The 14,842-nt window shown below is 38.5% G+C and carries 11 protein-coding genes and 2 pseudogenes; 1 reads left to right on the top strand and 12 read right to left on the bottom strand.

What is annotated here, in order from left to right; all coding sequences use genetic code 11:
* Positions 1 to 116: 116 nt before the first annotated feature.
* From HX13_RS24600 to HX13_RS16050, 8 genes and pseudogenes are all read right to left on the bottom strand, one after another.
* The gene (locus HX13_RS24600; RefSeq protein WP_238555428.1) at positions 117 to 521 is read right to left on the bottom strand and encodes a hypothetical protein; all 405 of its coding nucleotides are present in this window, start codon (positions 519 to 521) and stop codon (positions 117 to 119) included.
* 151 nt (positions 522 to 672) lie between these two features.
* Positions 673 to 1,134, bottom strand: coding sequence for a hypothetical protein (locus HX13_RS24595; RefSeq protein ID WP_238555427.1), 462 nt, complete (start codon positions 1,132 to 1,134; stop codon positions 673 to 675).
* Between the two features lie 150 nt (positions 1,135 to 1,284).
* Positions 1,285 to 2,616, bottom strand: a complete 1,332-nt coding sequence (locus HX13_RS16075) for a hypothetical protein (protein ID WP_050021930.1) — start codon at positions 2,614 to 2,616, stop codon at positions 1,285 to 1,287.
* Positions 2,617 to 2,624: 8 nt separating this feature from the next.
* Positions 2,625 to 3,311, bottom strand: a complete 687-nt coding sequence (locus tag HX13_RS16070) for a c-type cytochrome (RefSeq protein ID WP_050021929.1) — start codon at positions 3,309 to 3,311, stop codon at positions 2,625 to 2,627.
* Position 3,312: 1 nt separating this feature from the next.
* Complete coding sequence (locus tag HX13_RS16065; RefSeq protein ID WP_050021928.1) at positions 3,313 to 3,834, bottom strand: DUF3341 domain-containing protein; 522 nt, start codon at positions 3,832 to 3,834, stop codon at positions 3,313 to 3,315.
* Entirely contained in the window at positions 3,821 to 5,218 is a 1,398-nt protein-coding gene (nrfD, locus tag HX13_RS16060) for an NrfD/PsrC family molybdoenzyme membrane anchor subunit (protein WP_050021927.1), read from the bottom strand. The genes HX13_RS16065 and nrfD overlap by 14 nt, the downstream gene beginning before the upstream one ends.
* 25 nt (positions 5,219 to 5,243) lie before the next feature.
* A pseudogene (locus HX13_RS16055) lies at positions 5,244 to 8,307 on the bottom strand (TAT-variant-translocated molybdopterin oxidoreductase).
* Positions 8,308 to 8,330: 23 nt separating this feature from the next.
* Positions 8,331 to 9,696: pseudogene (locus tag HX13_RS16050) on the bottom strand (c-type cytochrome).
* Between the two features lie 184 nt (positions 9,697 to 9,880).
* Here HX13_RS16050 and HX13_RS16045 point away from each other — a divergent pair.
* Positions 9,881 to 10,438, top strand: a complete 558-nt coding sequence (locus tag HX13_RS16045; protein WP_050021926.1) for an SPOR domain-containing protein — start codon at positions 9,881 to 9,883, stop codon at positions 10,436 to 10,438.
* On the opposite strand, the gene HX13_RS16040 is transcribed toward HX13_RS16045, so the two are convergent.
* The 4 genes from HX13_RS16040 to HX13_RS24590 all read right to left on the bottom strand — a co-directional run bounded on the left by HX13_RS16040 (position 10,333) and on the right by HX13_RS24590 (position 14,796).
* The gene (locus HX13_RS16040; RefSeq protein WP_238555426.1) at positions 10,333 to 11,772 is read right to left on the bottom strand and encodes a DUF6080 domain-containing protein; all 1,440 of its coding nucleotides are present in this window, start codon (positions 11,770 to 11,772) and stop codon (positions 10,333 to 10,335) included. The two genes, HX13_RS16045 and HX13_RS16040, sit on opposite strands and share 106 nt — an antisense overlap.
* Positions 11,773 to 11,846: 74 nt before the next feature.
* Positions 11,847 to 13,172: a T9SS type A sorting domain-containing protein gene (locus HX13_RS16035; protein WP_050021925.1), complete on the bottom strand. Its 1,326-nt coding sequence runs from the start codon at positions 13,170 to 13,172 to the stop codon at positions 11,847 to 11,849.
* 81 nt (positions 13,173 to 13,253) lie between these two features.
* Positions 13,254 to 14,615, bottom strand: a complete 1,362-nt coding sequence (locus tag HX13_RS16030; RefSeq protein WP_238555425.1) for a protein adenylyltransferase SelO — start codon at positions 14,613 to 14,615, stop codon at positions 13,254 to 13,256.
* The gene (locus HX13_RS24590; protein WP_238555424.1) at positions 14,578 to 14,796 is read right to left on the bottom strand and encodes a hypothetical protein; all 219 of its coding nucleotides are present in this window, start codon (positions 14,794 to 14,796) and stop codon (positions 14,578 to 14,580) included. Before HX13_RS24590 ends, HX13_RS16030 begins: the two co-directional genes overlap by 38 nt.
* Positions 14,797 to 14,842: the final 46 nt, after the last annotated feature.

Raw genomic sequence — 14,842 nt, 5'->3', positions numbered from 1 at the left:
TTATTATTTTTCAGATACGAAGATGACAAGTGTGGCGCTCATATAAAAGTTTAGTATGACTAATAGTAGTTACAGCATTCAGTTTTAATCTTAATTTTAGAAAGGATTTGTGGCAATTATTTATTAGGCTTTTCCTTCAGATCATCTTTAAAAAAGCTGCTGAAAATGGACTGCATATTCGGAAAGGAAGAAGAATTCCAGAATTGGGTTTTATAATTGCTGTAATCTTTATTGAATTTTACTTTTTCAATATCTTTTTCATCACTAAAGCTTAATTCAGCAGGATAAAAATTATTGTATGTAATAATCTGGTTATAGTCGGTTTCGCTTTTGTGTTTTAGTTTTAAGGAAATAACCTCGTTGTATTCTAAAAAATCTTTTAGGCTTTTTTCTGAATTTTTTTCAAAAGACATATTAAGGATGGTCCTGAGATCAAAGATCCTGAATCCGAAAATAGAGAATTCTTTTTGCTGTAGAGCTTCTCCTGTTACTTCAAGCTGATCTTTATGATCTCCTTTCAATTCTTTTATGACATTTCTTTTTGTCTTATACTCTTCAGGATTTCCTACGTACTTAAGCTCTGGCAGTCGTAGAGAGCTGCTGGTGTCCCACGAGGATACTATTTTTTTTTTTCATTTTTAGCATTCTGCTAAATGAAATATCCTGTATTGTTCAATATTTGCACTCTTCAGTTTTTTTTGTTTTGTTGTCAAAAATATACGTTATAACCCCGTCCGTATAGCTATTTAGTCTGTTATTCATCGTTACATAGGCATTAAAGTTTCCTTTTATATGAATATATTTGGCAGGTTTACTATTCTTGATAATGATGGTTTCAATTTCTTTAAACTGATCATTAATCCTGATCACGTCTTTATCCATATCCGAATAAGAAAGGCTAGCCACCGGAAAACTGTTATAAACGATCTGGAATTTTTCCTGAGAAGGAGATAGTGATTGCTTTTCAATTTTCCCGTCAATATCGGAATAGGCAAGAATATTTCCGTCTTTTCCAAATACGGAAACTTTGGGAAGAGGTTTATTGGTCTTTTCAGAGATGAAAGTAATGGTTTGAGCGTTTGCGAAAACAGAGACCAGGATGAGCATGATGCAAAACAGGTATATTCTTTTCATGGCAATATTTGTTTGGTGTTTACTATTAAACCAGACTTTAATGTAAAGGGATGAAAGTAACCTAAAAGGGCGTCCTGTCCACATCATTGTACAAAAAAAGACTGATCGTTTAACAATCAGTCTTTTAGAATTTTATTTTGTTACAAGCCCTTAGAAAGGATACTCATAAATTTCAGATTCGTGTAAGAATGGGTTTCCTGTAGGAATTAATTTCAGTTTAGATAAAGCTGAAAGTACAGTAAACATAAATAATCCGGCTACGAATAGGATCGCTCCTAAGATTAATAAGAATACTTCAGGAGTTTTCCAGTATGGTCCTACGGTTCCAGGCATTACCATGTTGAAGTAATCCAGAATGTGTCCTAAAAGAACTACTACAGCCATTGTAGTCACTACTTTATAGTTTCTCTTGATGCTGCTGCTTACTAATACCAATAGTGGTAATAAGAAGTTGATAATCAGCATTGGTAAGAAAGTAGGAGAGTAGTGCTGGAATCTTCCGAAGAAGTAATTAACCTCTTCCGGTACGTTAGCATACCAGTAAAGCATGAACTGAGCAAACCATGTATACGTCCAAAGCATACTTGTAGCGAAAAGGAATACTCCTAAATCGTGTAAGTGGTTGTCATTGAACTGTGGTAAGAAACCATTTTTCTTAAGATAAACACTTAACAGAATGATTACAGCAATACCACTTGAAAGGCAGCTAACCATTGAATACCAGATATACATTGTAGAATACCAGTGAGGGTCAATAGACATCAACCAGTCCCAAGCCCAGGCTGCAGATGCAAATCCGAAGAAAGCGATGTATCCTACTGACCATCTGTAAAGCATTTGATACTCTACTTTAGACTTAGTTTCGTCTACTTTCTTAGACTGAGCCTTTAATTTCCAGGCAAAGAATGAAGCACCGATCACGTAGATCAAAGTTCTTACTGCATAGAAAGGTATATTTAAGAATTTTTTCTTCTCGAATAAGATCACATCAAAATGCGGAGAATCCGGATTTGTCAATTCAGGGTCCATCCAGTGGAATAAATGACCATTATGAGTGATGTTTAAGATCATCAGGATTACTAAGATTGCACCACCGTAAGGAATGTAAGAAGCAATAGCTTCCATTACTCTTGTAATGATGATTGGCCATCCTGCGTGGGCAGCGTGCTGAATAGAATAGAAGAATAATACGCAGCAGCTTACTCCAAAGAAAAATACAGCTACAAAATGTATTGCTGCTAAAGGCTGGTTGTGTACCTGCATGGTAGCATGCTCAAGGTGAGCTGCGTGATCCTGAGGTCCAACCATTTCACTTGAGTGTGTAGGTGCTGTATGACCGGAAGCATGAACAGCTTCCATCATGTGTTCTATCTGCTCAGTAGAAATTCCTTTGTTCATAAAGAAACCAATACCGAAAAGAACTAAACCTACAACAAGAAGTATTATAGAAGTTGATTTTAATTTTGGTGAAAAACTATACATTTCTTTTCTTATTTTTTAGTTTCGGTAGTTGTTTCAGTCGCTGGTGCCGCCGCTGTAGCTGCTGCCGGTGCTGCTGCTCCTTTTTTGAAAGCGCTCATCACATACATAGCCACTCTCCATCTATCACCAGGGTTTAGCTGTCCGGCATAAGATCCCATCGCGTTTCTACCGTTTGTTAATACATAATGAACAGATCCTACAGTAAGCTCTCTGTCAGCATAGTTTGGTACCCCGGAGAATGCTCCGCTTTGCACGATAGGTCCTTGTCCATCACCTCCTGTTCCGTGACAAGCAGCACAGGTGTGGTCAAACAATACTTTACCTCTTTCAATATCCTTGGCTGCATTAGCCGGGTTCAGAGGAGATACTGTCAGTTTCTTGGAAGCATCATATCCCGCGTTGTATTCATCTACATTCTTAGGAAGTAAGCTTTCTTCAAAAACTCCATCTTTATTCTGAGGAACTGATCCTTCTACAGGAGAAAGACCTGTTGCTCCATTATTTTTAACGAAAGCGGGAATTTCATTTTCATGATCTGAATAAGCATCCTGAGCTTTCATCAATGGATCGTAGGCTACCGGAAAATACATGTCCGGAAAATAAACCAATGGAGTGTTCTCCTTTGGTCCGCAAGAGTTAAGTAAAACTGTTGTTAAACCTAAAACTGCTGTAATTCTTAATACATTCTTTTTCATTTTAAGCGTCTTTAACAGTTATTTCTTCAACTCCAGTTTCAATAAGTAACTGCTTTACAGATTCTACATCATCAGTTACAAATTCCATCATGAATTTATCATCAGTAGTTCTTGGATCCGGGTTCTGAGCTGGAGCTCCTGGATACATTTTGTTTCTAACCAGGAAAGTTAAAGACATCATGTGAGCTGCACAGAATACCATTAATTCGAACATTGGAACTACGAATGCCGGCATGTTGTGTCCCCAGTCAAATGCTGGTTTACCACCGATATTCTGAGGCCAGTCGTGGTTCATTACGTACCATGTTAAAGTAGCACCAATGGTAACTCCATAACAAGCGTAGATGAAAGCAGCATCAGAAATTCTGGTTTTCTTTAACCCTAAAGCCTTATCTAGTCCGTGAACCGGAAACGGAGTATAAACCTCGTTTATTTTGATTCCTTTATCGTTGAATGCTTTAACGCCGTTCATCAAATCGTCGTCGTCCGCATAAAGTCCGTATACAATTTTAGTGGTGCTCATCTCCTTCTTTTGCTTTATAAGTTTCACCTGAGATTTTCAAAATCGATTTTAATTCAGCCTGTGCAATTACAGGGAATGTTCTTGCGTATAATAAGAATAATACAGAGAAGAATCCGATTGTTCCTAAGTATACCCCCACATCAATGATCGTTGGTTTAAACATTGTCCATGATCCTGGTAAGTAGTCTCTTGAAAGGTTGATAACGATGATATCAAAACGCTCAAACCACATACCGATGTTGATGATCAATGCAACGATGAATGTCCAGATAATATTCGTTCTTAGTCTCTTGAACCAGAAAGAAGCAGGAACAACAAGGTTACAGATGATCAATGACCAGAATGCCCACCAGTAAGGACCTACAGCAGCACCCGGAGAAAGATACGTAAAGTCTTCAAATCTGGATCCTGAGTACCATCCGATGAAATATTCAGTTGCGTAAGCTACAGTTACCATACCACCCGTTAAGATGATTACGATGTTCATGATTTCGATATGATACATGGTAATATATTCTTCTAAGTGACAAACTTTTCTTGCAACCAACAATAAGGTCTGTACCATTGCAAATCCTGAGAAGATCGCACCGGCAACGAAGTAAGGAGGGTAGATTGTAGAGTGCCATCCTTTAATTACTGAAGTCGCGAAGTCGAAGGATACGGTAGTGTGTACTGAGAATACAAGTGGAGTTGCCAAACCTGCAAGAACCAAAGAAAGTTCTTCGAATCTTTGCCAGTGCTTTGCTTTACCACCCCAACCGAATGCAAGGAATGTATAAATTTTCTTCGTCCAAGGAGTCTTAGCTCTATCTCTGATCATTGCAAAGTCAGGGATAAGTCCCATGAACCAGAATACAGTTGATACTGAGAAATACGTGGAGATTGCAAATACGTCCCAAAGTAGAGGAGAGTTAAAGTTCCCCCAAAGAGAACCGAATTGGTTTGGTAATGGGAATACCCAATATCCAACCCAAACTCTACCCATGTGAATTACCGGGAAGATTGCCGCCTGTACCACCGCAAAGATCGTCATCGCCTCTGCAGATCTGTTTACAGACATTCTCCATCTCTGTCTAAATAATAATAATACCGCTGAGATTAAGGTTCCGGCGTGACCAATACCTACCCACCATACGAAGTTGGTAATATCCCAACCCCAGTTAATAGTTCTATTAAGCCCCCATGCTCCAATACCTGTTCCGATAGTATAAGCGATACATCCGAACCCGTAGATGAATAGAACTAAGGCAGCATATAATGAGATCCACCATAATTTACCTGCTCTTTCTTCGATAGGTCGTGCAATATCTTCTGTGATATCGTGATAAGTTTTGTGACCAATAATTAGAGGTTCCCTTATCGGAGCTTCGTAATGTCCTGACATTTTTTACCTATTTATTATTTAAACTTTATTTTTCTACTCTGTTTCTTACTTTAGTGTGATAGAACACATTTGGTTTTGTTCCGATCTCCTCCAGTAAATAATATCTTCTGTTTGAAGCATATAGCTTTCTTACTTCAGAATCTTTATCATTCATGTCTCCAAATGTCATTGCACCAGTAGAACAAGCTTTAGAACAAGCAGTCTGGAATTCACCATCCTTCACTTTTCTTCCCTCTTTCTTAGCCTCAAGAATAGTATTCTGAGTCATTTGGATACACATTGAACATTTCTCCATTACCCCTCTGGTTCTTACAACTACATCCGGGTTAAGTACCATTCTTCCTAAATCATTGTTCATGTTGAAATCGAACTTGTCATTTAGGTTATAAGTAAACCAGTTGAAAACGTCTTACTTTGTACGGACAGTTGTTTGCACAATATCTTGTACCGATACATCTGTTGTAAGCCATATGGTTTTGACCTTGCTTACCGTGTGAAGTAGCCGCTACCGGACATACAGTTTCACATGGAGCGTGGTTACAGTGCTGACACATTACCGGCTGGAAGATTACATCCGGATTATCAGCAGGATGGTTCAATGCTCCACCTTCTTTATTGAATGCAGTACCGTATAATTCTGGTACAGCCATTCCTTCTTTTAATCCTTCATATACTTCTACAGTTTGTCTTGAAGAATAGTAACGGTCAATTCTTAACCAGTACATATCTCTGGACATCCTTACTTCCGCTTTACCTACTACAGGAACGTTATTTTCAGCCTGACAGGCAATAATACATGCTCCACAACCTGTACAAGAGTTCAGGTCAATTGATAAGTTGAAGTGAGGTCCGTCCGTATCATCAAATGCATCCCAAAGGTCAATTTTTCTTGCTGGAAGAGCCCCACTGATCGTGTGGTATTCCAAAGGTTTATTCCACCCTTTGTGCTCATCATCGAAAGCTACGTTGATAAAGTCTGCTAAAGGAACTTCTTTAGCGATTTCATAACGGCCCATTAATGTATTTTGAAGCTGGATACCTGCAAACTCATGCTCTTCTCCTGTTTTTTCGATCTTAACACCTGAAACAACAAGGTTAGAACCATCAAATAACGGATAAGCATTTACACCGGTATCTGCCGTAGCTCCTGAGTTTTTCTTACCATAACCAAGGGCAAGACCTACAGATCCTTCCGCTTGTCCCGGTTGTACGAATACAGGAACGTCTTTTATGGTTACTCCGTTTACAGTAAGGTTTACGATAGAACCATCCAGCTGCATTCTCGCATTAAGATCGTTATCGATTCCAAACTTTTCTGCATCTTTTGGAGAAATTGTTAAATAATTATCCCAGGACATTCTTGTGATTGGATCTGGTAACTCCTGTAGCCAAGGGTTGTTGGCCTGAGTACCATCTCCCATAGATGTCTTAGTGTACAATACCAGCTCTAATTCTGAAGGTTTGAAGTTCCCTAATTCAGCAACAGCCTGTGCAGCGTTTCCACCAGCGTAAGACAGTGTTGTAGAATTAGTAGAAGCATTGATACCGTTATATAATGCTTTGTTGAATGAAGTACCTCCTAAAAGAGAAGCTGCATTTGCTTTTAAATAATCATAGTAGTTGTTCGCAGCGTTGTTTTTACCATTCTTCCACACCAATAGAGACTCTTCAATCTGTCTTGATTTGTAGATTTTCTGGATAGTAGGCTGCATTAATGAATATACTCCTGTCTGTGGTTCGATATCTCCCCAAGACTCAAGCCAGTTGGCTACCGGAATTACAGCTTTCGCTGCTTTGTACATTTCATTCTTTTTATCTGCTACAGCAATTACATAAGGAACTTTTGACAAAGATTTTTTGAAATCTTCTCCTTTTGGATGAGAGTAGATAGGGTCTACATTGTTGGCGATCAATACGCCAACCTGGCCACCATTTACCCATCCCAGGAATTCCTGGTATCTTGCACCATCAAATTCTTTAAGGAAGTTAGCCTTACCTGTGAAAGCTACTGAACCTAGTTTTTGGTTGATTAAGTGTGCTAAAACCTGTGCTCCTTTGGAACCATCTGCGAAAACAACAGCTTTGCTTCCTTTTGCTTTCAGTTCGTTGGCAATTTCAGTAGCTGTCTTATCTGAAGTTCCGCCACCTACGATTGCATTGTAAACCTCCACTAATGTTTTGTTTACTGCACTTGGTTTTAATCTGTATCTTGAATCAGCGTTAGCACCCGTTAATGACATATTGGATTCCACCTGGATGTGTCTCAACATGTTTGGTCCCGGTTTTCTAGCAGCTGCATAAGAAGTTTCTAAGCTTGAAGCATTATAATCTCCTAAGAAATCAGCCTGGAAAGAAACTACCAATTCGGATCCTTTAAGATCATAAACAGGCAAAGCTCTTTGTCCGAATACTTCCTGAGCTGCATCCAGTTGTGCAGAGTAAGGGAAAGCATCATAAGTTACTAATTCTGCAGTAGGATATTTTGCTTTGAATTCAGCGAATAACTTTTTGAAAGTAGGTGAAGCAAAAGAGTGTGATAAAACCACAATCTTTTTGCCTGATGCCTTAGCTTCTTCCAAACCTTTGATAACAAAACTGTCTACTTTATCGAAAGTTTCGTCTTTCCCGTCTAATTTTGGCTGCTTTACTTTATCATTATCATAAAGAGAAAGTACACTTGCCTGAGCTCTTGCGTTAGTTTTACCTAAGTCGCCACCAGCCGGGTTAGGTTCTATTTTGATAGGTCTACCTTCACGGGTTTTTACTAAAACACTGGCAAAGTCGAAACCATCAAAGAATGTTGAAGCGTAATAATTGGGGATTCCCGGAATAATATCATGTGGTTTTACCACGTAAGGAATCGTTTTGATTACCGGAGCTTCACAGGCAGCTAATGTTACAGCTGCTGTAGAGAATCCTAATAATTTTAAGAAATCTCTTCTTGAAGTACTTGATCCGTTTTTCTCAGCATCTCCAAGGAAATCTTCTACCGGAATTTCTTCCTGAAACTCTTTCTGAGCCAGCTTATTATTTAAAGCCGGATCTTTAAGTTCATGAATACTTCTGAATTGTATTTTGTTTGAAGCCATTTATACTTCTAATTTTTTAGTTATTAATAATGACATTTACCACACTCAAGACCTCCAATTGCATCTACAGTGATTTTACCTCCATCTTGTGGATATTGTTTTTTCAACTTGTCATGTAGATTCTTGAAGTACTCTTTATTATAACCGTTGTTCATATCAACCTCAGTAGTTCTGTGGCACTCGATACACCATCCCATAGTAAAGTCGTTAGCCATCTGAACAACATTCATTGTATCAATTTTTCCGTGACAAGCTTTACATACAACATCAATTTTGTTGTTAGGGTTCTTTTTGTTGAAAGAATTGATGATTGCCTGTTCACCAGCAATTACGTGCTGAGAGTGGTTGAAGTAAACGAAGTCCGGCATGTTGTGGATTCTTGTCCATTCAACCGGTTGTGTTTTTCCTGTGTACTGTTGTTTTGCAGGATCCCAACCTGTTGCCGCGTAGATCTTCTGGATTTCTCCGTCATAGAAAGCCTTATCTTTTCCAGGTTCCATGTAATGATCCGCGTTGTATTCAGAAATTGTTCTGTGACAGTTCATACAAACGTTCATAGAAGGGATTTCAGATACTTTTCCGTATTTGGCACTGGAGTGGCAAAGCTGACAGTCAATCTTTTGTTCTCCAGCATGGATTTTGTGAGAGAAGTAGATAGGTTGTTCTGGTTTGTACCCTTTGTATACCCCGATCCACATTAACCAGTTCCATACTCCGTAAGCCGCTAAAACAGCAAGAATTGCCAATAATGCTTTACCTACATAGTGGAATTTCTCATACATTTCCTTGAATGAGCGAACTCTTGTTTCATTAAGACCCGCTAATTCTTCAGACTGACCCAGTGTTACCAGCTGTCTTAGTTTAACTAAGATCCAGACTAACAATCCTGCGATCGCTAAAAGTGAAATGATTACAATGTTTGTAGTAGTTTTGTCTGCAGGAGCTGCAGTAGTAGAACCGGCATCAGCAGTAGCTTTCGCATCATCCTTCTTTGGTTCCGGCTCTGGCGGATTAGTTGTGAATGCTAAAATGTCGTCAATATCCTTCTCGGTAAGATTAGGAAACTGCAACATTTCAGTTTTATTATACTTTTCGAAAATTTCATTGGCGTATTTGTCTCCTGAAGCTCTAAGAGCTTTGTTGTCTTTGATCCACTTGTGAAGCCAATCCCTGTCTACACCACCTTCTGTCTTTACACGTTCCACAACCCCTTTCAAAGGAGGTCCTATCACTTGTTTATCCAGCGCGTGACATGCAGTACAATTCGCTTTGAAAAGTTTCTCTCCGTTTTTAGGATCGCCGTCTTGCCCGTAAAATGAAGCACTGGTTGATAGCAATAAGCCTATTGCGATCAACGTTTTTTTTATAATGCTTTCTCCAACTAATCATTTAAATTATCTTATGTTAGTAAATTATTGAACATTCAATCAATTCCGCAAAAATAATATTTTTAACAGAAATTTAACGGCATATGCAAAAGGGAAAATATCATTTACGTTTAATTTGTATTGATTCTAAATAACCTGTTTGGTATAGTTTTTTAATTTGTATAAATTTGCGGAAACAAGTTTAAATGAGAAATTTGATCAAAATATTTTCGATATTATCATTATTTGGATTTTATAATATTGAAGCACAGCAGGTTGTTAAAAAAGATACGCTTTCAGGAACAGAGCTTGTCATGACAATGGATTCAAAAATTAATGCTGCTTTGGAAGGAATTGAAGGAAAATGTTCTAAAGTTGTCACCAATAATTCCGGCAGAGATTTCAGCAATAACGATAATACTATTTCCACAGGCGGGGTGACGAAACCTGCCAAAATATATGTGCCGAGCAGGGAACTTACCAATGCCGAAATTTGCAAAAAAAATCCTAGAATTTTAGGGTATAAAATTCAAATTACAACTGTAAAAAGTAATGAAGAAGCCAATGAAGTGAAATCTTATTTTAGAAAAAGATTCCCTAATCTGAAAGTAGAAACAGACGCTTCTTTGCGTCCTAATTATAAGATCTTGGCAGGAAGCTATTTTACCAAGCAAAGTGCTGCAGCCGACCTTTCCAGGATCAAAGAATATTTCAAATCTGCTGTTGCAGTACAGTATAGAATTTTCTGTGCTGAAGCTAAATAAGATTCTTTTATCAAAAAAATAAATAAAAAGCTGGGAACTACTTTCTCAGCTTTTTTTATTGGTAATAGGTTTCCATAAACCAGAAGAACTCCGACATTCTGAAACCATTGTTGAAGAACAGGTATATGAATAGCAGGCTTATCGTTAAAGTCAGGAGTGACATGATTTTGGGTGATGTTTTGTAGGCATAAAAAAAGCCATCCTATCATCAATGGATAAATAAAAACAAAGTGACCGCCATAGATGTACGAAGTATGCAAACCAAATCGCATAATGCAGTGGATGATAATATCCATGAAAAAAGAAATCATAATAACCTGTACCCACTTGTTTTTGAAATTTTTGAGATAACTCCATGAGATCAGGATCAATAGTATGACAATAAACAAGTAAGAAAATGCCGAGGAATACAGATCCATATAAAGACCTTTGTAGGCAAAACCTTTCATGTTGTGTTTGTCTGTCATAATAAACCCTGGAAATAAAATGTTTCCTCCGAAAAAGAAAGACATAATCATATCCCATGTCGGCATGGTTTCCACATTGGAGAACTTTTCATACTGCTGGTTGGTTTTCGAAAAGATGTTTTCGTATTTAAAATCAATCCTGTTCAGATACAGTAATACATAGCAAACCGTTGCAATAAATACCCTGATAACAGCATTGCCTGATCTTTTCCAATTCTTAAAAAGCCCTTTTTCAAAAAGTACCGGGATGAAAACTTTTACAAAGTTGGTTATAGTAAGCCCTCCAATGGTAATTGCAGCCAGTGACAGGGCAGTTGCAGGTGTCTTTTCTTCTTTTCTGAGCTTTATGGCTGCATAATAATTGTATAAAGTCAGCAAAAACAGAGTGTAGGTGAAGTTTTCCGGGGTAAAGGACAAAATAATATTGGTTGAAAAAATACCAAAGAATAAGATAATAAGAACGCTTACCCTTTGAGGAAGGCGGATGATATTTTTTAAATATTTAAAAACCTGTACCATAGTAAGGCTAATCATAAGATTGCTGAGCCACGCCAGGGTTAATCTGAAGGTAACATCCGTTTTCCCATCTGAAATGAACAGGGCAAATTCCCGGATCCAGTTGAAAAAATAATAGGAGAGAGGATGTCTTTCAAAGCTTCCTCCTGTCATAAGAATAGATTTGTTGTCAAAGCTGAAATAAGCATCCCATGGAATTCTGCTGTCAAATATAATTCTGTAATGAAAGGCAATATAAGAGCCTAAAATTCCATAACAGGTTATAAAAAACAGGAAAACAGCCAGCTCGGAATAAGTGGAAGGGAAAATCAGTTTAAAAAAATTAATGATTTTTGTTTTGATAAAAGGCACTGGTTGTATTTTTTTGCAAAAGTAAAACAAAAAAACCACCAAAACTGGTGGTTATGAAGATTGTATTAACGTTGTTATTGTTTTATTACTTTTTCTGTTGTAGAAGTTCCGTCTGAGAAGTCTGCCTTTAGCAGATAGGTACCTTTTGGAAGTGAGGAAATATCTGCATTTCCGGAATCGTTCGTAGTAACGGTTTTGCCAGACATATCAAGAACTGAGGTCTTCTTTATTTTTTTATCAGTTCTAATGGTAATTTCACCTTTTGTAGGGTTAGGATAAATGGAAATAGCATGTTTTATCATGTTTTTAACTTCGCCTGTAGAAAGTGTCTGAAGAGATTTGAACATTCCTCCAACCGTTGCAGAAGTACTAAATCCTCCAGAGTAACAGGTGTTTGCGTCGGAACATCTTACGCCCAGGTGTTGTACACCTGTATCAAGGGCTGTCCATGTAACTCCGTTGTTGGTGCTTTTCCAGGAACCGCCGGCGGTAGCATCTGAACTTGTAGCGACAAGAATATTGGTACCCGGAATATAAGTTATGTCATTGATTTTGTTAGCTGCTGTGATTCCTGTAAAAGTTACGGGAGCCCAGTTTGCACCTCCGTCAGTTGTGGTATAAAGATTTAAGGTGGTTGTGGTTCTTTTCAGAATGATTCCTGTGTTGGCATCACTCCAGGCCATATCTCCGCTTTCTGCGCTTCCGCCAAAGTCGCTGATGAGTGTGTTGGTTGCCAGTACGGTCCACGTCTGACCCTTATCTGTTGATTTATAGATTCTGCCTTGGTCTGTATAGAAAAAAATATTATTTCCCACCGCATAATATCCGTTGTTATATCCATATTCATCAACTAATGGGTCCGGAAGGTTAGCAGCAGGAACCCTTGTCCAGGTAGTGCCTCCATTAGACGTTGTGTAAATTTCGAATTCTCCGTTTTCCGGATCTCCTCCGACAATGCCATTGTTGGCATCGAAGAAATGAACATAGTTGGTCCAGGATTCACCGGGGGTGTTCAACATTTTTTGGTTCACCCAGGTTACTCCTCCATCACTGGTTTTCCAGACCCCTCCGATCCCGGTGCTGTTATTGAATGCTCCTACCCAGGCTGTGGTAGCACTTACTCCTGAAATGTTGGTAATTCTTAAAGCAGGATTACCGATATTAATGGTTCCTGCCGTCCATGTGGTACCACCATTAGAGGTTTTTGTAAACTCCTGTACATTGGTGGTTGTGCTTATTCCATCAAGGGCAAATGCCCAAACGGTATTGGCGTCATATACTTCGAGTCCGCTAATTCCTCTTGATGGAGCCGCAAACCCGGAGTTTTGAGTGCCCCAATATTGAGAAAATGCAGATGAGCCTATAAATAAGGCAGTAATAGAGAGTAGAATTCTTTTCATGTTTTAGATTTTTGCTAATTTAATAAAAATAAAAATACGGTAACAAGAATTCAATAAATTGATTGATAAAATATATTTTTATCAGGAACTGCAGGAAAGAGTAGAACATCCGCTAATGCCATTGTAGCCGGTTGGCCTTTTGGTGGAAAATTCAGGATATAGCTCTTCATAAGGATTTTCCAATGCTTTCGTTAACTTTTCCAGCATTTCTGTGCTGCCCTGGCTAATCTCTTCAATACATTCATAAAGCAGGTAATTCCTGAGAATGAATTTGGGATTTGCTTTTCTCATTATCATCAGAGAATCTTCTTTTGAAATTACATTTAAACTTATTCTGTTTTGATAGGATGTAAAAAAGTTTTCAAGTTTTCTTTGCTTTTCCTGATCCCATGGAAGGTAAGAAAGCTGCTTAAAGTATTCCGGGCTATGAGTATTATCAGATAACTTTTCCAGTTCATTGAAGAACAGGGTATAATCCAGCTGTAGCTCCTGCATTAAAGCCTGCCAGTTGGTAAAGAATTCTTCGTCATCTTCTCGAAGCTGGTCAAATCCGAATTTCTGGCAAAGCATTTTATCATGGTTTTCCCAGAAATAGGAGCCAAAATGATTCAAAGTATCTTCCAGGAATTTTTCATCTTTAATTAAAGGGTGAAGGGCATTGGCCAGCTGCCAGAGATTCCATTGGGCTATCTGGCCTTGTTTCCCGAAGGCATATCTTCTGCCGGGAAGATCTGTGGTATTAGGAGTAAAATTCAGATCATACTCATCCATCATTGAATAGGGCCCATAATCAATAGTAAGCCCTAAAACAGACATATTGTCTGTGTTCATCACTCCATGTACAAATCCTACTCTGAACCACTCGATAATGAGATTGGCGGTACGTATACAGATACTTTCGAAAAAATCTTTATATTTCTGTTGATCAGTCGAAGTGATCTCGGGATAGTAATTTTCAATAGTAAAGTCGGCAAGTTCTTGTAGGGTTTTATATTCTCTCTGGGCAGACATAAGCTCGAAGTGTCCGAAACGGAGAAAACTTTCGGCAGTCCTGATGACAACGGCTCCTTTTTCCAGTTGCGGATTTCCGTTATACATCATATCACGTACAACATCCTCTCCTGTAAATGCAAGGCTTAATGCTCTTGTGGTAGGAACTCTCAGATGGTACATGGCTTCACTCATCAGATATTCCCTTACGGAAGACCTTAATACAGCTCTGCCGTCCGCATGTCTTGAATAGGGGGTTGCACCTGCGCCTTTCCATTGTATTTCGGTTCTCTTTCCTGTATCATTAATGATTTCTCCCGCAAAAATAGCTCTTCCGTCTCCAAGCTGGCCTGCCCAGTTCCCGAATTGATGACCGGCATAAGCTGTTGCATAGGGTTGGATATTTTCAGGAAGATCATTTCCTACCAGGAAGCCCAGGTCTTTTTTCTTCATATTTTCCTAATCCTATTTCTTCAGAAAGCGCTTCGTTAAAAGCAATTAATTGAGGATGATCAAATCCTGCAGGGTTGACGGTGGCAAAAACTACTTTGGGAGTATTTCTTTGCATGGGATTATTGGAAAAATCTCCTGGGAATTTCCTTATGAAAGGTTGGTTGATGCGTTCGATATTCATACTTCAAAGGTATTAATAATAAAAGAAAAGACCTTCCAGATTATTG

Origin of the sequence: Chryseobacterium sp. P1-3, assembly GCF_000738495.1 — a bacterium.
Classification (GTDB): Bacteria; Bacteroidota; Bacteroidia; order Flavobacteriales; family Weeksellaceae; genus Chryseobacterium; species Chryseobacterium gallinarum.
This window is presented reverse-complemented; position numbering and strand designations above follow the sequence as displayed.